Source organism: uncultured Cytophaga sp., from assembly GCF_937863595.1.
Classification (GTDB): Bacteria; Bacteroidota; Bacteroidia; order Cytophagales; family Cytophagaceae; genus Cytophaga.
In genome coordinates this window covers 1-17,397 of record NZ_CALMGQ010000093.1, presented here as the reverse complement: position 1 = coordinate 17,397, position 17,397 = coordinate 1, and the positions used below count along the sequence as shown (strand labels likewise).

Genomic DNA, 17,397 nt, shown 5'->3' with positions numbered 1-17,397 from the left:
TTAATTTTCTTCTAATGCTTCTAATATATCAATTAAGGCATCCATATCTTTCCAACCTGGACGTTGTTCATCGCCACCTTTTATAGCAATTCCTTTTAATTCTAATGACTGAATAAAAGAAATATCTTCTTGTTCAATCGGTAATTCCCATAAAATGGGATATTGTTCATTTAATGTTATAATAAGATCAGAATGATCTTTCCAATCCATCCACTCCGAAACATCGAGCAAAATATAAGAAGATTCATCAAATATTTTATAATTGAGTGAAGTTAACTGATGTAATATATTAGTGGAGGAAAGACTAATTTTTTGAATACACTTAATTTCATTCAATTGAGTTTGTGTGATTCCATCAATGGATTCAAATAAAATATAATCTGGTTGATAATATTCTTGAATGGAAGAAAGTGTTTGCGGATTTAATACAGAAATGCTTGCTACTGTTTGAATACCAGATAACCAAGATGTTATTGCTTTAAACAAATTTGGATCGACATATCTGTCAGATTTCTCATCTGCTTCAAAACTCATAAATTCAACACCCATTCCTGCCGCATAACGTGCATCTGAGAGGTTATTAACGGAATTTAATATTACCGGAATCGTTAATCCCATTGTATTTTCTAATTGTAATTAAATCTAAATATGGGATAATTTATTCATAAATTTGTTAAAATGTAAAGAAACTAAGTAAGCTATTTATTGGTTACTTCTGGATAGAATAAGGAATTCACTGAAAATGAGTAAAAAAGGAAGAGTTTTAGTTGCCATGAGTGGCGGTATAGATAGTTCGGTTGCAGCAGTAATGTTACACGAACAGGGGTACGAAGTGATTGGTATGACGATGAAAACGTGGGATTATGCCAATTTGGGGGGGAGTAAAAAGGAAACTGGTTGTTGCAGTCTTGATTCTATTAATGATGCACGTAATATCGCAGTAAGTTTAGGATTTCCCCATTACATTGTTGATATACGTGAAGAATTTGGCGATTATGTAATTAATCATTTCAATAAAGAATATTTAGATGGACGTACTCCCAACCCATGTGTATTATGCAATACACATATTAAATGGGATTCTTTATTGAGGAGAGCAGATAAAATGGATTGTGAGTTTATCGCCACAGGGCATTATGCAAAAGTACGGGAAGAAAACAATCGTTTTGTAATATCTAAAGGTTTGGATGAAAATAAAGACCAATCCTATGCATTATGGGGTATCTCTCAACAAAGTTTAAGTAGAACGACTTTTCCTCTGGGACATCTACATAAAACAGATATTAGAGCGATGGCAACTGAAAGAGGTTTTATGGACTTAGTAAACAAAAGCGAATCCTATGAAATATGTTTTGTTCCTGATAACGACTACAGAGGATTTTTAAAAAGAAGAAATCCTGGTTTAGAAGAAGAAGTTAGAGGAGGCGAATACGTATTAGAAGATGGTACTGTTGTTGGAAAACATGAAGGATATCCTTTTTACACCATTGGTCAACGTAAAGGCTTAGGGATTTCATTGGGTTATCCTGTATTTGTGACAGAAATTCAAAAAGATACGAACAGAGTGATTTTAGGAAAAGAAGAAGGCTTGAACCGCGACGGAATGTGGGTGGATCAACTTACCTTATCCAAATACGAAAACATAAAAGGCAACGTTAAAGAAGCAATAACCAAAGTTCGTTATAATGATGATGGAACACCATCTACAATTGAACAAATTGGCGACGAAATTAGAGTGACGTTTCACGAATCTGTTAAAGCAATTGCACCAGGGCAAGCAGCAGTATTTTATGAAGGAGACGATGTAATTGGAGGTGGTTGGATAAAATCAAGCTTTAAACAAAACGGATGATCAAAAAAATATTTTTTATATGTGTTGTAATTGGTTGCTTTTCTTGTAAACGCAACAATGATTCTGTACCTACATTAACCGGCATAGAATATTTCCCAACGGATATTGGAAGATATTGGATTTATAACGTACATGAAATAAAATACAATAGCCTCATTACGGATACCACATACAATCGAAAAGATGTCATCCACGAAGTATATATTAATAATAATACTTTAATATATGAATTGTATCGATTTTACAAACCAACAACAACAGTAGATTGGCCACTTCAACCTGATTCTGTTTGGGCTTTCACTACAAACCAAAATCAGATTACAATCAAAGAAAATAACATCGATTATATACGATTGGTTTTTCCATTATCAACAGGAAAAATATGGGATGGTAATACCAAAAACATCAGTGGACCGGATTTATATGAAGCAACCAATTTTCAACAACCGTATATGGTTGGTTCAACGAACTATTCTGAAACGGTAAATGTGAATGAAGAGCATACCTTAAATTTTGTATCAAAAGATTATAGAAATAGGGTATATGCAAAAAATGTTGGCATGGTGTATAAAAAATACGAACAAGTACAATACAATTCAGACCCTGCAAACATTGGTTTACAAATAATAGAATTTGGGAAGATCGTGGAAGAAACACTCATAGATTATGGTACTCCGTAGTCGATTAATCTATACTTTTTTATTATTAATAAGCAGTTCATACTTGATATGTGCTCAAACAAATACGTATATAATTTTTTTAAAAGATAAACAAGGCAGCATTGGTAACGTAAACACACCAGAGAATTTTTTATCTGCCCGTTCAATCTTAAAAAAAAAATCATCTGGCATACCCATTGATTCAATGGATTTGCCCGTTTCAGAACCGTATTTGAATATTTTAAAAACTGAAGGTGCAGAAATTCGGTATACGTCAAGATGGATGAATGCGGTGTGTATACAGGCTACATCAGCCTCCTTTAATCAAATAACTTTATTGCCATTTGTACAAAATAGCACTACAACTTTTAATCGTTCTGCAGCAAAAAATACATATACCACTGAATTAAGTTTACAATCGAATAATTATGCATCGAATTATACAGATTTTTTAGGAATAAATTATATGCATGATCTTGGAATAAAAGGAAAAGATGTTTTAATAACCATTACAGATTCTGGATTTCCAGGAGTTGATACACTAACTGCGTTCAAACATTTATGGAATAATCATCAGATAATACATACCTACGATATTGCAGATAATGAAAATAACATTTATAATGACGACAATCATGGAACGTATATGCTGTCTGTACTCGCAGCAGATGCGCTAAATTATAAAGGTATCGTTCCAGAAGCCGATTTTATTTTATTACGAACGGAAGTAGCAGCGACTGAATCAAATTTAGAAGAATACAATTGGCTAAGAGCAGCAGAAATCGCTGACAGTTGTGGTGCTGATATTATATCTGTATCTCTTGGATATACTACTTACGACAATACAATAGATAGTTATACTTACAATCAAATGGATGGAGAGACCAGTGTTATTGCTAGGGCTGCTGATATTGCTTATAAAAAAGGGATGCTGGTTGTATGTAGTGCAGGAAACGACGGGACGAATTATTGGAAATACATAGGTACACCTGCAGATGCAAAACATGTTCTTGCCGTAGGATCGGTAGATGCGAATAATATGAAGTCCAGCTTTAGTTCATTTGGCCCAACTGCAGATGGTAGAATTAAACCCGATCTGTGCGCACTAGGTAATTCTATCACGTGTATTAAGCCTAATGGGGATATGTTTGTAACAGGAGGAACATCTTTAGCAACACCAATGATTGCTGGAATGTTAGCAGGAATGAAACAAACTTTCCCGACACTTTCTAATGAACTTCTCAAAAGTTTATTACTTCAATCTTGTGATCATTATTCAAATCCAAATAATTCAATTGGTCATGGTACCCCTTATTTCCCTAGGATATTTTCCTTTGCTTCCATTTACACGAAAGAATCTACTTTTTTAATTGCACCAAATCCATATCAAAACGGACAATTAATCTTGAAGGTCCCTAATAGTAACGAACAATACACCATAAAGATCTTTGATAATCAAGGTCGATTAGTCTTAAACAATACCATTATAGCTCAATCTAATTTTATTGAACTGAAAGAGTGGGTTGTAGGATTCTGTGAAGGGATGTATTTTGTTTCCATTGATTCTCCAAATGATAGAGAAACCATTAAATGGGTTAAATTATAGCCTTAACATTTCGTATATTTGCATTATGACAAACGTATTAATAGCACCAAGTGTATTATCTGCAGATTTTGGAAATCTTGAACGCGATGTTAAAATGATTAACTCTAGCAAAGCAGATTGGTTTCATATTGACATTATGGATGGCGTATTTGTTCCAAATATGTCTTTCGGATTCCCTGTTATGCAAGCGATTAAAAAACATGCGACCAAACCACTGGATGTTCATTTGATGATAGTAAATCCAGAAAAATATATTGAAGCATTTAGAGATGCGGGTGCAGCAAATATTTCTGTACATTATGAAGCATGCACACATTTGCATAGAACGATATACCAAATAAAAGATGCTGGCTGCAAAGCTGGTATAGCAATTAATCCGCATACACCGATACATCTATTAAAAGATGTAATAAAAGATATTGACTTAGTATGTATGATGTCTGTAAATCCTGGTTTTGGTGGACAAAAATTTATAGAACATACGTATCAAAAAGTACGTGAATTAAAGGCATTGATTCAAGAAAATAATGCCAGCGTATTGATTGAAATTGATGGTGGGGTAAATGATGTTACAGGGCCTAAATTAGTTCAAGCAGGTGCTGATGTATTGGTTGCAGGCAATTATGTTTTTTCTTCCAAAGACCCAATTGCTACAATTGAAGAAATGAAAAAAATCTAACCATTGATTATAGAAACTTGTCAGAATGTATATTGGTAAAATATTATATACGTTATTTTTCACATTCATTCTGACGAGTTTTTGCTATTCACAAAATGCTACGTTAAAAGGATTCGTTATATCACAGGCTGGAGATACCATACCTGGAGCTTATATTTTTCAAGACGATTCTATTTTTCTAACAACTAGTGATGATAACGGATATTACAAAACGATTATTCCTTGCTGCAAACCAGTTTTCATTAGTATAAAAAGTATAGGAATAAAAAGCAATCCAACACTCATAACGGCCAAATCCAATGAGACTATTTTATTCAATATTACTGCAGAAGAAGATGAAAGTAATGGGAAAGTCATTGAAATAATTGATTATGCAGCTAAGGATAGTATGGTGTATAATGCTATTGAAATAAATACTATTTCGGCAAAATATGTACCATCAGCTTTTGGAGATTTTTCAAAAGTATTGCCTTCCATGGCATTGGGGGTCTCAACAAATAATGAATTGTCTACACAATATTCTGTTCGAGGGGGAAATTACGATGAGAATCTTGTTTACATAAATGACATTCAAATATATTCTCCGCAACTTGCTAAAGCTGGACAACAACAAGGTTTGAGTGCTGTTAATCCCGATTTGATTAAACGAGTAAGTTTTAGTTCTGGAGGGTGGGAAGCCAAGTATGGGGATAAATTATCTTCTGTTTTAAATGCAGATTATAAAACTCCTAAAAAATATGCAGGATCAATCACAGCTGGTTTTTTAGGTGGCTCTGCCCATATTGAAGGAACAAATTTTAATAACCGATTATCATTTGTATCTGGTGCACGATTAAAGTCTGCGTCCTATTTGTTAAATACATTAGATACGAAAGGAGAGTACAAGCCTCGGTTTTGGGATTGGCAAACCGTAGTAACAATGGACATTACTTCCAAATCAAAATATGCCTACAACCCAGGTAAATCAACCTTAGATATATTATGTATTATTTCTAAAAATAAATATCAAGTTACACCAACTACACGACAAACTTCTTTTGGCACCTTAGATGATCCTCTACAGTTTGATGTAGCTTTCGACGGAAGAGATATTTTAACATACCAAACAACTCAAGGAGGCATTCGGTATAGTCATAAATTTTCAAATCGTTTTAAAACAAAGATTGGATTGAATGGGTATCAAACTTCTGAAAGAGAAACCTACGATATTGAATCTGGTTACAGAATTAGTTCAGTAGAAATAGATCCAACAACACCTGCATACAATAAGAATGTTGTAACAAAAGGAACGGGATCGTACTTTGAACATGGAAGAAATTTTCTCCATGCCAGTTCTATTATATTAAACAATAATAATACTTTTCATGCAAACAAATTCAATGCAATTGAGTTTGGTGCATCCTATACAAAAGAACACATTAACGATTATTACGATGAATATAATTTTACAGATTCAGCATCGTATGTAAATTTAACACGCTCTGTATATCAAAAAAAAATCTTGAATTCTTCTAGATTACAAGCGTATATACAACATGTTTTCAATATTGACTCAACCCATACTTTTGTAACAGGTGTTCGAATGAATTATTGGTCGTTAAATAAGCAATTGATTTTTTCACCACGTCTTCAATATTCCTACCAACCTCGGAAAAATAAATCGATCAAATTACGTATTGGTACTGGGGTATATCAACAACCTGCATTTTATAGAGAAATGCGCGCACTCGATGGAACTATAAATACTGATTTAAAAGCCCAACGCTCATATCATTTCATAACAGCTATTGATAAAAAATTTATGCGATGGGGTAGGCAGTTTACCTTCATCACAGAAGCCTATGTAAAATATATGGATCGAATTGTACCGTATGATTTATACGATGTACGCATACGATATTATGGAATAAATGACGGTACTGCTTATGCAACAGGTTTGGATATGCGTTTGAATGGTGAGTTTGTAAAAGGAGTAGAGAGTTGGTTTAATTTAGGTATACTAACAACAAAAGAGAACATCAATAACGATAATAGAGGATACATACGCAGACCAACAGATCAACGAGTAACGGCATCCATATTTTTCCAAGACTATATACCAAATAATCCAAGCATAAAAGTATATCTAAGTTTAATGTATGCATCTGGTCTACCATTTGGACCTCCAGGTAAACCGGAGTATCGTTCTTCATTGACTGCACCTTCCTACAAAAGAGTAGATATTGGTTTTTCTAAATTAATAACATTTAATGATAAGAACATAATTCAAAAAAGCACCTTTGAGTCTATTTGGATTAGTCTAGAAGTTCTCAATCTCTTAGGTATATCAAATACCATATCTTATTTATGGATACCAGATTATGCAGGTAATACCTATGCAATACCGAATACATTAACAGCAAGGGTTGTGAATTTGAAAACGATTGTTCGGTTTTAAATTTTTAGTTTCTAGGTGCTAGGTTCTAGTTACTAGACAAAATTAGATTTATTTCTAAGTTACAATGAATATAAAAAGAAGAATGTTAATTTTTAGTTCTCAGAAAAGTACAACGTACATTTTTAATATACAGTGCGTATGATTCAAATCATACGTTTCATCATAATTTATAATTCTGCATTCATAATTCATAATTAATTACTACCTTTGTAATGTTATTGGTTTATCTCATTCTTTGAGATGATTAAAAGGGAATTCGGTGTAAATCCGAAACAGTTCCCGCTGCTGTAAGCTCATACCAATCTTGTATTTTATTTAGCCACTGTCCCGATTGCGATCGAGATGGGAAGGTAAATGCAAGAGAGTAAGTCAGAAGACCTGCCAAAAAACACACTATTCGAAGCTTTCGGTGAAAAGGCTCGCGGATAAGTTCACTCATTAGTATGTCCCCATACTATTTTGTTGCATTTATCTTCCTATTGATTCACACAAGTTTTCGAATGATAAATAAATCATTTGATGCAGTTCTGTATTATTTACAACCGGTATGTATGGATTGTTCTATTGCTTTGTGCAATACGTTCAGAATCACTATTCGCGCAAACGAATAGTGACTCATCCTATCAATCAAAAGATGTAGAAATTATTGGCTATCGATACCAAGACTTTTCTGCTGGTAGCAAAACAATACAAATTGATTCTACCTATTTAAAAAATAACCCAGGTTCATTATCAGATGTGCTATCAAATCAATCTTCTGTATATATAAAATCATATGGCGTAAGTTCTTTATCGAGCATATCCTTAAGAGGAGGTTCGGCATCGCAGACCCAAACAACGATGAATGGCATGCTGCTTAATAGCCCTACAACTGGCCAAGTAGATTACAGCATTGTACCTTCATTTTTATTTAATTCCATGAACATTCAGTATGGATCACAAGTATCTTTAATGGGTAGCGGAGCAATTGGTGGAAGCATACATTTATCAAATGAAACCAATTTTGTTAAACGCAAGCAACTAAACATAAGCTACCAGCAAGCAAGTTTCGGCTCTTTGCTACCCATTATTAGCACTCGTTTGGGAGATTCCACACAACAATTTTATGCGGCTTTATATTACAAACAAGCGACAAATATCATCCCTTATTACGATCAAAATGAAAAGAAAAAATTAGATCATGCATTTCAAAAACAAGGAGGTATGTATTTAGATTATTCAAAACGTATAAAAAATAGTACGTTTAAATATTGGATGTGGTATCAACAATTTGACAAAGATATACCAGGAACTATTTCTGCCCCCTTCTCCGATGCAACACAATATGATCGTAATTGGAAACAAGGCTTACAATGGAATTGGGTAAAAAAAAGATCCGTGATTCAAACCAAGATAGGCTATCAATCTGATAAAATGAACTATCAATCCGATACATCAAACATACATTCCATTATTTACAGTAAACTGTTACAAGCAGAATTTGAATATAGATATACCCTTACATCAAACATTGTAGTATTAGCAGGTTCGCAAGTATTATTGCAACAAGCAAATTCAAATAATTTTTCTGACTCAAGTGTTAATCAAAATAAAGTGGGCTTCTTTCTTTCATCGAATATAAAATTATTTCATAAAAAAATAATCCTTGTTCCTTCTATCCGCAAAGAATGGGTCAAAAATTGGATTCCTTTTACGCCATCATTAGGCTTAGATTATCATTTGATTACATCACTTAAATTTCATGGCTTAGCTTCATATAATTATAGAGTCCCTTCTTTAAACGATTTATATTGGAATCCAGGTGGCAACGTAAACTTAAAACCAGAAAATGGTTGGAGCTATGAAGCAGGTATTGGTTTTGAAAAAATAATAAACAAAATTTCAGTCTATCAGGATGTTACAGTATATACCAGAACAATTAAAGATTGGATTTTATGGACACCCAGTTATGGTATATGGACACCCGAAAATATTCAACAAGTTTGGTCAAGAGGCTTGGAGTCTGAAACTCGAATAAGCATTCCTATTTCAAAAGTAACACTGCAAATAAAAAATTCATTTGCATTTACGAAATCTACCAATGAATCAAATTTGGCAAGTACAGACGAACGTATTCATAAACAATTAATTTATGTTCCGCTTTATAAAAATTCGTTTACAACATCCATTCAATTAAAAAGAATAAGTGTTGGGTGTATCTATAATTATACATCATGGAGCTTTATCACATCTGATAATTCAGACTATATAAACCCATATCATATTTTTGATACTTATGTTACTTACAGTACTCGTTTAGTAAAATCGAAATCAAGTATATCAATCAATGCGCGTATTAATAACATCAGCAATAAATCATACCAAGTTGTAGCAAGCAGGCCCATGCCTTTAAGAAATTATCAAGTTACCCTAACATATACGTTTAATTAATATCATGAAAAAACTATACACATGTCTATTACTCGTTGCACATTCGCTTTATGGAGTTGCACAAAATACATCAACATTTGACAATCTTCCATTAGATGCAAATGGATATTGGATCGGAGCAGATGGTTCAAAAGGTTTTACAGATGGCGATGCTTATTTTAAAATAAAAAATTCTGGTTATTGGTCAACTGGTTTCGGTTATTCAAATCATACTGACGTAACAACTGAAGGATATACAAATCAATACAGTGTATATACAGGAGGTGGAGTAGGAGGTTCATCCCAATTTGCTATTGGAAGAAACAAATCAATAATACAATTAAAAAATTCTGCTAAAACAAAAGAAGTGACTGGGTTTTATGTAGCCAATACAACCTATGCTGCACTATCCATGTTGAATGGAGATGCATTTGCTAAAAAATTTGGTGGCGCAATGGGTTCCGATCCGGATTATTTTCAATTAGCTATAACAGGATATAGAAATAATGCTGTTATAAGTGACACGGTGAAAGTAAAGTTAGCTGATTTTACATTTGATGATAATTCGAAAGATTATGTATTAAGTACTTGGAGATGGATTGATCTTAGATCGTTAGGCGTTATTGATAGTTTGATTTTCTTATTAAAATCAACAGATAATGGAGATTATGGCATGAATACACCAAGCTATTTTGCGATGGATCATTTTAATGAACCATTATATGACGAGGCAGTTGTAAATGGCAGCAAGCAGGCAATTTATAAAGACAGTTCGATATTTAAATCTTGGGCATCGACTTGTACAGTAACTAGAGGATTTCAAGATTTCGCACACCCTAATGGAGGTTACGCAAGTGCTGGTGAAGAAATTAATGGTACACTTAAAGCTGGTGCAAACGGTATTGTTTCTTTGGGAGATAATGGTATTGCAATTTTAGAATTCCCAGTTCCAATAAAAAATGGAGTAGGCCCCGATTTTGCAGTTTTTGAAAACGGATTTAATGTTGGTACAATTCAATTTCTAGAATTGGCTTTCGTAGAAGTAAGTTCAGATGGTATTAATTATGTACGTTTCCCATCTGTTTCTAAAACCAATGCAACATCCCAATTAGGCGGTTTTGAACCAATGGATGCTTCTTTAATTTATAATTTAGCAGGTAAATATGTAGCTAGCTACGGCACACCATTTGACTTAGAAGAATTGAAAAACAATGCATTATTAGACATTAATAATATTACGCATGTAAAAATTATTGATGTAATAGGAACAATTGATTTAGCTGTGTCCTCAAAAGATTCATTGGGCAATCCAATCAATGATCCATATGCAACACCTTTTGCATCTAGTGGGTTTGATTTGGATGCTATCGGCGTTATCAATCAAAATGATATGGCTACTTCAATCGTTAAAGCAAACAAGCAAATTATTCAAGTTTACCCAAATCCATCTGCTAGCCAATTTAATATTTCAGTGCTAGATCAATCCATTATTGGAGAAGAACTTTATATTTATGATGTGACTGGCTCAATCGTTACAAGTAAAACAATATCGGAAACAATGAACATTGACGCATCAAACTGGGATAATGGAATTTACTATATACGTATAGGCACAACAGCACAAAAAATAATTAAAATAAACTAATGCAAACAATATCCATTCGACTACTTGTTATTGTTTTTATTTGTATCTCTTGTAAACCACCGGCAAAGGAATCTGATCCTTTGCCGGATTTACAAAAGAAAGGTATCTATGTCGTTAATGAGGGTAATTTTCAATCAGGCAATGGCAGTGTGAGTTTTTATGATTCTGCTCAAAAAACTGTTACACAAGATATTTATTTCGCTAAAAATAATAAAACAGCAGGCGATGTATGTCAATCGCTCTATTTTTATGAGAATAATTTTTTCTTAGTTGTTAACAATTCTTCAAAAATTGAAATTTTGAATTCCGATTTTTTAAATACGAATACCATCACTGGATTAATATCACCAAGATACATTGCATTTTCCAAAACATACAAAGCATATGTGACAGATTTATACGGCAAAGGTGTTTCAATATTAAATACCCAATCACTGGACATAGAAAAGAAAATTACGATCAATTATTGGACAGAAGAAATTCTTCAATATAAGGATACCATGTACGTAACAAGTCCAAAAAGTAAATATCTATATTTGATCGATGTTGCAGCAGAAGTATTAAAAGATAGTATTGATATAGGCTTTGGAAGCTCTTCAATTGCTATTGATGATAATAATTTTATCTGGTTATTATGTGATGGAAATCAAAGCAAATCGATTTATCCATCATTAAAATGCATCAATCCTGTAGATAGGAGTATAGTCAGAAATATTACTGCTACAACATTTAATAGTTTGGCTTCTAAAATTCATTATAGCATACTAGATAAACATATATATTGGATTGAAAATGATGTCTATAAATTAAACACACAAAATATAAATTCCACAAAAGATATTTGTATTTCAGCTTTAGGAAAAACTTTTTATGGACTCACCATCAATCAAACCAATGGTGATATTGTGGTAAGCGATGCAGGCGATTATTCTCAACGTTCGACAATACATATATATAATAAAAAAGGCCTCGAAAGAGAATCTTTCAAGGCCGGCATTATTAGTGGATATATGTTGATTAAATAATTCCTAGAAAACGAATCCAATTCTAAAACCAACTTTAGGTCTAATCCCCGTATAGTCTTGTGATTCTAAAATTGAAAAACTACGATCGCTTTTCTGGTAGAAAAGTGGTGAAGAATTATTAGAAACTTTTAGTCCACCGCCTAGATACATGTCTAATACAAATGCGTTACCAGCTATCAACTGATAACCGAATACAGCTCCACCTTCATAAGATTCAATGGTGTATTTAAATGCTGGATATTGTATTGGAGTCGGGTACGGGTTATTATAATAATTGTTATTGTAAGGTGTAATCGATCTATTTATTTCAAAACTATTTTGGCCATAACGTCCATAAGGAGCAAAGTATAATCCACTCATTACTGATTTTCCTTTCAAAAAATAAACCTTAACCATTAACTCTGCAAAACCACCAGATGCTTTATCTTTTGAAGCTGTAGGTGTAGATGTATTGTTATTATTAGTCCCAAACAGATTTAAACCATTATTATTAGATTTATCTGAACTTTTAGATGCAGACATATATCCACCACTAATTTGTACTGAAACACTGGTTGAAATATACCGTTCATACGAAAGTGCAAAGGTAGATACTGCAAAAGCGGTTGGACTAATTTTAATACTATTTTTCTTAGCTTTTAAAGGTACCTCTTCTACTTGTGCAGATGTCATGAATTGAATACCCAATGTTAATACACTAAGAGTTATTGACTTGAAAAATAAAGAGCTTTTAAACATAGTTGCTGATTATTAATTTGATTTGGGTTTATTTAATTAAATTTACTTAATTAAAATTACTAAAGTTTAACGAATCAAACTATGCTTTTAGCTTATATTTGGATTGGATTTTTCACAATTGCTTTTTTATTAGGCCTCATTCGCACATTTGCCCTACCAGAAACAAGTTCTCTGTATAATTTAAATGCCATTCCTGAAATGGTTGTTGCCTTATTTGATTCTTCAAAAGGTGCTTTTGAATTAGCAATTGGGTTGACAGGTATATTAACCCTTTGGCTTGGCTTGTTAAAAATTGCTGAAAAAGCAGGTTTAATCGAAAAATTATCAAACTTTATTGCTCCCTTTTTCTCAAAACTATTTCCTGATATTCCTAAAGGTCACCCTGTATTAGGAAATATTTTAATGAACTTTTCTGCGAATATGTTGGGGCTCGACAATGCAGCTACGCCTTTAGGATTAAAAGCCATGCAAGGTTTACAAGAATTAAATCCCATTAAAGATACTGCCTCTAATTCTCAAATTATGTTTCTGGTATTAAATACATCTGGTTTAACCATCATTCCAATCAATATATTTATGTACAGAGCCCAGTTGGGCTCTAGTAGTCCGAGTGATGTATTTATACCTATACTCATTACTACATTCGTTGCTACCTTGGTTGGTATGATATTAGTTGGTATCAAACAAAAAATAAATTTTTTAGATAAAACATTATTACTATCATTAATAGGAATAACCTTTTTTATCTCCATTTTAATTGCGTTTTTTTTACAATTAACACCAAATTTGATTAAGCTCTATTCTGAACTTTCGGGTAACATTATTTTATTTTCAGTCATAATATTTTTTCTTTGGTATGGTCTCTATAAAAAATTAAATGTATTTGAGGTTTTCATTGAAGGTGCCAAAGAAGGCTTCGATGTTGCCATTCGAATCATTCCCTATTTAGTAGGTTTATTGTCTGCAATAACCTTATTCAAAGCAAGCGGTGCGTTTGACATAATCATTGTGGGTGTTAAACACCTATCAAGTAACAATCAACGCGTAATAGAAATTGCTCAAGCAATACCAACGGCCTTAATGAAACCATTAAGTGGGAGTGGATCTAGAGCCCTAATGATTGACACCATGACACAGTATGGAGCAGATTCTTTTACAGGTCGCTTATCGTGTATATTTCAAGGAGCTGTTGATACAACGTTCTACATTGTTGCAGTGTACTTCGGTTCTGTAGGAGTAAAGAATACACGTTATGCCATTAGCTATGGTCTGTTTGCTGATTTTGCAAGTATGATAGCTGCAATTGTTGTATCAATTTTATTCTTTGGATAATATCGTGAACAAAAAACTTGATACGTCTTTTTATTTGCGTGAAGACGTACTTCAAATAAGTAAAGATTTATTAGGGAAAGTATTGGTGACAAATATAGATGGAGAAATAACTTCAGGGATCATTACAGAAACAGAAGCCTATATGGCACCAGAAGATAAAGCTTCTCACGCCTATGGAAATAAAAAAACTGCGCGAACAGAAGTGTTTTATATGGAAGGTGCTATAGCTTACGTATATGTGTGTTATGGTATACACAATTTATTCAATGTAATCACAAATCAGAAAGACAAGCCACATGCAATCTTAATACGTTCTATTGAACCACTGGAAGGTATTGAAATAATGATGAAACGCAGAAATAAACATACTCTTAATAAAACAATTACATCAGGTCCTGGATCCGTATCAAAAGCACTAGGCATAAATAAATTACACAATAAACTATCATTAACCGGTAACACGGTTTGGATTGAAGATCGAAATATTATTGTAGAGTTCATTCATGCCACTAAACGCGTAGGAATAGACTATGCGGAAGAATACAAAGATAAACCTTGGCGATTTTATATAGATGGAACCAAATGGGTGAGTAAAGTGTAAATTAATTTATTATAAATACGTGTAACCAAATTATATAAATAGCATTATTAAATTATACCAATACAGAATATATGAAATTGATTCAAAAAATAATTTGTTTTTGCCTACTTGGATTAAGCCTTCAAGTTGCGGCTCAACAAGGTAATAGTTGTCCTGAAGACCTTTTTCCATATTACGATAAAGAGAAAAAGGCTTGGGGGTATGCGGATTTAATGGGCATGATGGTTGTGGAACCTATATTTACAAAAGTTTCCCCATTCAGTAGTAATAAAGCAATTGTTCAAAGAGGAAACTTATGCGGTGTTTTAGATTGCAATGGAAACTTAATAGTTCCTGTTCAATATGAAAAAATATTAAACTTTAGATACAATAAGGCTTGGGCTTTAAAAGATGGACTGTGGGGACTAATAGACGATAAAGGTAGAAATGTTTTGGCTCATCAATTTACAGATATGTATGCCATACACGGAACAGAATTGACTTGGATAAAAAAAGAAAATGTATGGGGTTTATTTGATGAAGACAAAACAAAATATATTATAACACCTCAATATACGGTTGCACAAGTGCTCTCGCCAAATTGTTCTTTAATTCAAAAAGATGGCAAATTAGGCGTAGTGAATCACGTGAATGGTGGCTTTTTATTAGAACCAAATATTGAACACGTAAAAAAGATTTCGCCAAGAGATATTATTTTTGATCAAGATGGCAAATGGGGAATATTCAATAACATCGGAAAGGTAACATTAAATCCAACCTACGATTCAATAGATGTCTTTAAAACGAATATTTTAATTGCAAAAAATGGTTCTAAATATGGCTTGTTAGATTTGTCGGGTGGAATTTTATTACCTGTAGAATATCAATCCATCGCGCCATACAGTAATGGGTATTTTAGAATTAAAAAAGACAATCTATTTGGATACGCTTCCATAAAAGGGAAAGTATATATAAAGCCTAAATACATTTATGCTAGTGACTTTAACAATGGCGTTGCAGTAGTTGCAAAAGACCAAACATTTGGCATAATCGATTTAAAAGATTCTTTTATTGTAAAACCAACATTTAAACAATTATCTATTTCTGAAACTAAAGAATATTATATAGGATCTATTAATGGAAACGATCAGCAATTATTAGTACCAATAACATCCAACATTTTCAAATCTAGCACATTTGAAAAAATCAATGCATCCGATTCTATTGAATTTATTCGCGTACAAGAAGGTAATCTAGGGTATTATTATAATGGTAAAACCAACAAAAATAAATTTGATACCGGTTTTGATGAAACTGAAAAGTTCGCAAACGGATTTGCAACTGTAAAAAAAGATGGAAAATTAGGACTCATTAATGAGAATGGAACGTATATACTTGAACCAAAATTCTCAAGCATAGAATCAGGTCAATTAGGAAAAAAACATTTTTATATTGTTTCTGAAAATGATAAAAAAGGATTATTCGATATCTCTGGTAAACGAATACTGGCATCGGAATATAATGCAATCCTGCTTACAGATCCAAATCACATTAAAGTTAATAAAGATAATTTTTGGTCTTTACTTCGAACAGATGGAACAATTGTTTCTACCTACATATATAACTATATGGACACAACGAATGTAATGCCTATACCTGTGATGCGTTCTAAAAAATGGTGTTTGATAAATCAAGATGGAATTGAAACGAAATTAATTAAAGCTGTTTCGATTAAAGCAGATTCATCCAATGCCAAGCTTTACATTGTAGAAACAGGTAAAACAAGTTATAAAATAAATAAAGTAGGAGAGAAGCAATAAATCAATATTGGCATATTTCATAATTCGTTACCAAAACTCCTATTTAATTTAGTACTTTTACACACGATATAATTCCAAAATAATATATATACATTATGACAACAGGCGAAATTCACACAAGTAAAGGTGTAATGAAAGTAGAATTCTTTGATCAAGATACTCCTATTGCAGTAGCAAACTTTGTTAAATTGGCAAAAAGCGGTTATTACGATGGCTTAAATTTCCACCGTGTAATTGAAGATTTTATGGTTCAAGGTGGTTGCCCAGACGGTACTGGTGCTGGTGGCCCAGGGTATTCTATTAAATGTGAAACAAAAAACCCTAGCCAACATCACGATCGTGGCGTTTTATCTATGGCCCATAGAGGCAAGGACACAGGCGGATCTCAATTCTTTATCTGTCATAGCCGCAAAAATACAGGCCACCTAGATGGTGTACATACATGTTTTGGTAAAGTTACAGAAGGTATAGAAATTGTTGATTTAATTATATTATACAATTGTGTTTTTAATGTATAGCCAGTTCCTGTAGCCGTATTATAATAAGTTGCAGGATAATAAGGTGTTTGAGCAAAACCAATTGTAACGCTCAAAAACAAAATAAATGTGTAGATTT

The 17,397-nt window shown here is 32.8% G+C and carries 14 protein-coding genes and 1 riboswitch; of the genes, 12 read left to right on the top strand and 2 right to left on the bottom strand.

The window, feature by feature from the left end; translation table 11 throughout:
* Positions 1 to 618, bottom strand: coding sequence for a hypothetical protein (locus Q0543_RS08950; protein WP_299251540.1), 618 nt, complete (start codon positions 616 to 618; stop codon positions 1 to 3).
* A gap of 124 nt (positions 619 to 742) precedes the next feature.
* Between Q0543_RS08950 and mnmA the strand changes: the two genes are divergently transcribed.
* The 8 genes from mnmA to Q0543_RS08910 all read left to right on the top strand — a co-directional run bounded on the left by mnmA (position 743) and on the right by Q0543_RS08910 (position 12,312).
* A complete protein-coding gene (gene mnmA / locus Q0543_RS08945) occupies positions 743 to 1,852 on the top strand; it encodes a tRNA 2-thiouridine(34) synthase MnmA (protein WP_299251537.1) in 1,110 nt (369 codons plus the stop codon).
* The gene (locus Q0543_RS08940) at positions 1,849 to 2,532 is read left to right on the top strand and encodes a hypothetical protein (RefSeq protein WP_299251535.1); all 684 of its coding nucleotides are present in this window, start codon (positions 1,849 to 1,851) and stop codon (positions 2,530 to 2,532) included. The genes mnmA and Q0543_RS08940 overlap by 4 nt, the downstream gene beginning before the upstream one ends.
* Positions 2,519 to 4,117, top strand: a complete 1,599-nt coding sequence (locus Q0543_RS08935) for a S8 family serine peptidase (RefSeq protein WP_299251532.1) — start codon at positions 2,519 to 2,521, stop codon at positions 4,115 to 4,117. The genes Q0543_RS08940 and Q0543_RS08935 overlap by 14 nt, the downstream gene beginning before the upstream one ends.
* A gap of 25 nt (positions 4,118 to 4,142) precedes the next feature.
* Positions 4,143 to 4,796: a ribulose-phosphate 3-epimerase gene (gene rpe, locus Q0543_RS08930; RefSeq protein WP_299251530.1), complete on the top strand. Its 654-nt coding sequence runs from the start codon at positions 4,143 to 4,145 to the stop codon at positions 4,794 to 4,796.
* Positions 4,797 to 4,821: 25 nt separating this feature from the next.
* A complete protein-coding gene (locus Q0543_RS08925; protein WP_299251527.1) occupies positions 4,822 to 7,233 on the top strand; it encodes a TonB-dependent receptor plug domain-containing protein in 2,412 nt (803 codons plus the stop codon).
* A 202-nt stretch (positions 7,234 to 7,435) separates the two neighbouring features.
* Positions 7,436 to 7,634: riboswitch (cobalamin riboswitch) on the top strand.
* A 118-nt stretch (positions 7,635 to 7,752) separates the two neighbouring features.
* Positions 7,753 to 9,663, top strand: a complete 1,911-nt coding sequence (locus tag Q0543_RS08920; RefSeq protein WP_299251524.1) for a TonB-dependent receptor — start codon at positions 7,753 to 7,755, stop codon at positions 9,661 to 9,663.
* Positions 9,664 to 9,667: 4 nt separating this feature from the next.
* On the top strand, positions 9,668 to 11,287 hold the full coding sequence (locus tag Q0543_RS08915) for a DUF4465 domain-containing protein (protein WP_299251521.1): 1,620 nt from the start codon (positions 9,668 to 9,670) through the stop codon (positions 11,285 to 11,287).
* A complete protein-coding gene (locus Q0543_RS08910; RefSeq protein WP_299251518.1) occupies positions 11,287 to 12,312 on the top strand; it encodes a DUF5074 domain-containing protein in 1,026 nt (341 codons plus the stop codon). Before Q0543_RS08915 ends, Q0543_RS08910 begins: the two co-directional genes overlap by 1 nt.
* A gap of 3 nt (positions 12,313 to 12,315) precedes the next feature.
* Here the strand turns inward: Q0543_RS08910 and Q0543_RS08905 are convergent, their stop codons facing one another.
* Positions 12,316 to 13,050 carry a hypothetical protein gene (locus Q0543_RS08905; RefSeq protein ID WP_299251515.1) on the bottom strand — a complete coding sequence of 245 codons (735 nt, stop codon included), beginning with the start codon at positions 13,048 to 13,050 and terminating at the stop codon, positions 12,316 to 12,318.
* Positions 13,051 to 13,131: 81 nt separating this feature from the next.
* Here Q0543_RS08905 and Q0543_RS08900 point away from each other — a divergent pair, with 81 nt between their 5' ends.
* From Q0543_RS08900 to Q0543_RS08885, 4 genes are all read left to right on the top strand, one after another.
* Positions 13,132 to 14,382, top strand: coding sequence for a nucleoside recognition domain-containing protein (locus Q0543_RS08900; protein ID WP_299251512.1), 1,251 nt, complete (start codon positions 13,132 to 13,134; stop codon positions 14,380 to 14,382).
* A 4-nt stretch (positions 14,383 to 14,386) separates the two neighbouring features.
* Complete coding sequence (locus Q0543_RS08895; protein ID WP_299251509.1) at positions 14,387 to 14,983, top strand: DNA-3-methyladenine glycosylase; 597 nt, start codon at positions 14,387 to 14,389, stop codon at positions 14,981 to 14,983.
* A gap of 71 nt (positions 14,984 to 15,054) precedes the next feature.
* On the top strand, positions 15,055 to 16,782 hold the full coding sequence (locus Q0543_RS08890) for a WG repeat-containing protein (RefSeq protein ID WP_299251506.1): 1,728 nt from the start codon (positions 15,055 to 15,057) through the stop codon (positions 16,780 to 16,782).
* Positions 16,783 to 16,877: 95 nt separating this feature from the next.
* The gene (locus tag Q0543_RS08885; protein ID WP_299251503.1) at positions 16,878 to 17,300 is read left to right on the top strand and encodes a peptidylprolyl isomerase; all 423 of its coding nucleotides are present in this window, start codon (positions 16,878 to 16,880) and stop codon (positions 17,298 to 17,300) included.
* The last annotated feature ends 97 nt before the right edge of the window (positions 17,301 to 17,397 follow it).

Excerpts from the sequence above, each read along its gene's own strand:
- Q0543_RS08950 (WP_299251540.1), bottom strand. The coding sequence starts at position 618 with ATGGGATTAACGATTCCGGTAATATTAAATTCCGTTAATAACCTCTCA.
- mnmA (WP_299251537.1), top strand. The coding sequence starts at position 743 with ATGAGTAAAAAAGGAAGAGTTTTAGTTGCCATGAGTGGCGGTATAGAT.
- Q0543_RS08940 (WP_299251535.1), top strand. The coding sequence starts at position 1,849 with ATGATCAAAAAAATATTTTTTATATGTGTTGTAATTGGTTGCTTTTCT.
- Q0543_RS08935 (WP_299251532.1), top strand. The coding sequence starts at position 2,519 with ATGGTACTCCGTAGTCGATTAATCTATACTTTTTTATTATTAATAAGC.
- rpe (WP_299251530.1), top strand. The coding sequence starts at position 4,143 with ATGACAAACGTATTAATAGCACCAAGTGTATTATCTGCAGATTTTGGA.
- Q0543_RS08925 (WP_299251527.1), top strand. The coding sequence starts at position 4,822 with ATGTATATTGGTAAAATATTATATACGTTATTTTTCACATTCATTCTG.
- Q0543_RS08920 (WP_299251524.1), top strand. The coding sequence starts at position 7,753 with ATGCAGTTCTGTATTATTTACAACCGGTATGTATGGATTGTTCTATTG.
- Q0543_RS08915 (WP_299251521.1), top strand. The coding sequence starts at position 9,668 with ATGAAAAAACTATACACATGTCTATTACTCGTTGCACATTCGCTTTAT.
- Q0543_RS08910 (WP_299251518.1), top strand. The coding sequence starts at position 11,287 with ATGCAAACAATATCCATTCGACTACTTGTTATTGTTTTTATTTGTATC.
- Q0543_RS08905 (WP_299251515.1), bottom strand. The coding sequence starts at position 13,050 with ATGTTTAAAAGCTCTTTATTTTTCAAGTCAATAACTCTTAGTGTATTA.
- Q0543_RS08900 (WP_299251512.1), top strand. The coding sequence starts at position 13,132 with ATGCTTTTAGCTTATATTTGGATTGGATTTTTCACAATTGCTTTTTTA.
- Q0543_RS08890 (WP_299251506.1), top strand. The coding sequence starts at position 15,055 with ATGAAATTGATTCAAAAAATAATTTGTTTTTGCCTACTTGGATTAAGC.
- Q0543_RS08885 (WP_299251503.1), top strand. The coding sequence starts at position 16,878 with ATGACAACAGGCGAAATTCACACAAGTAAAGGTGTAATGAAAGTAGAA.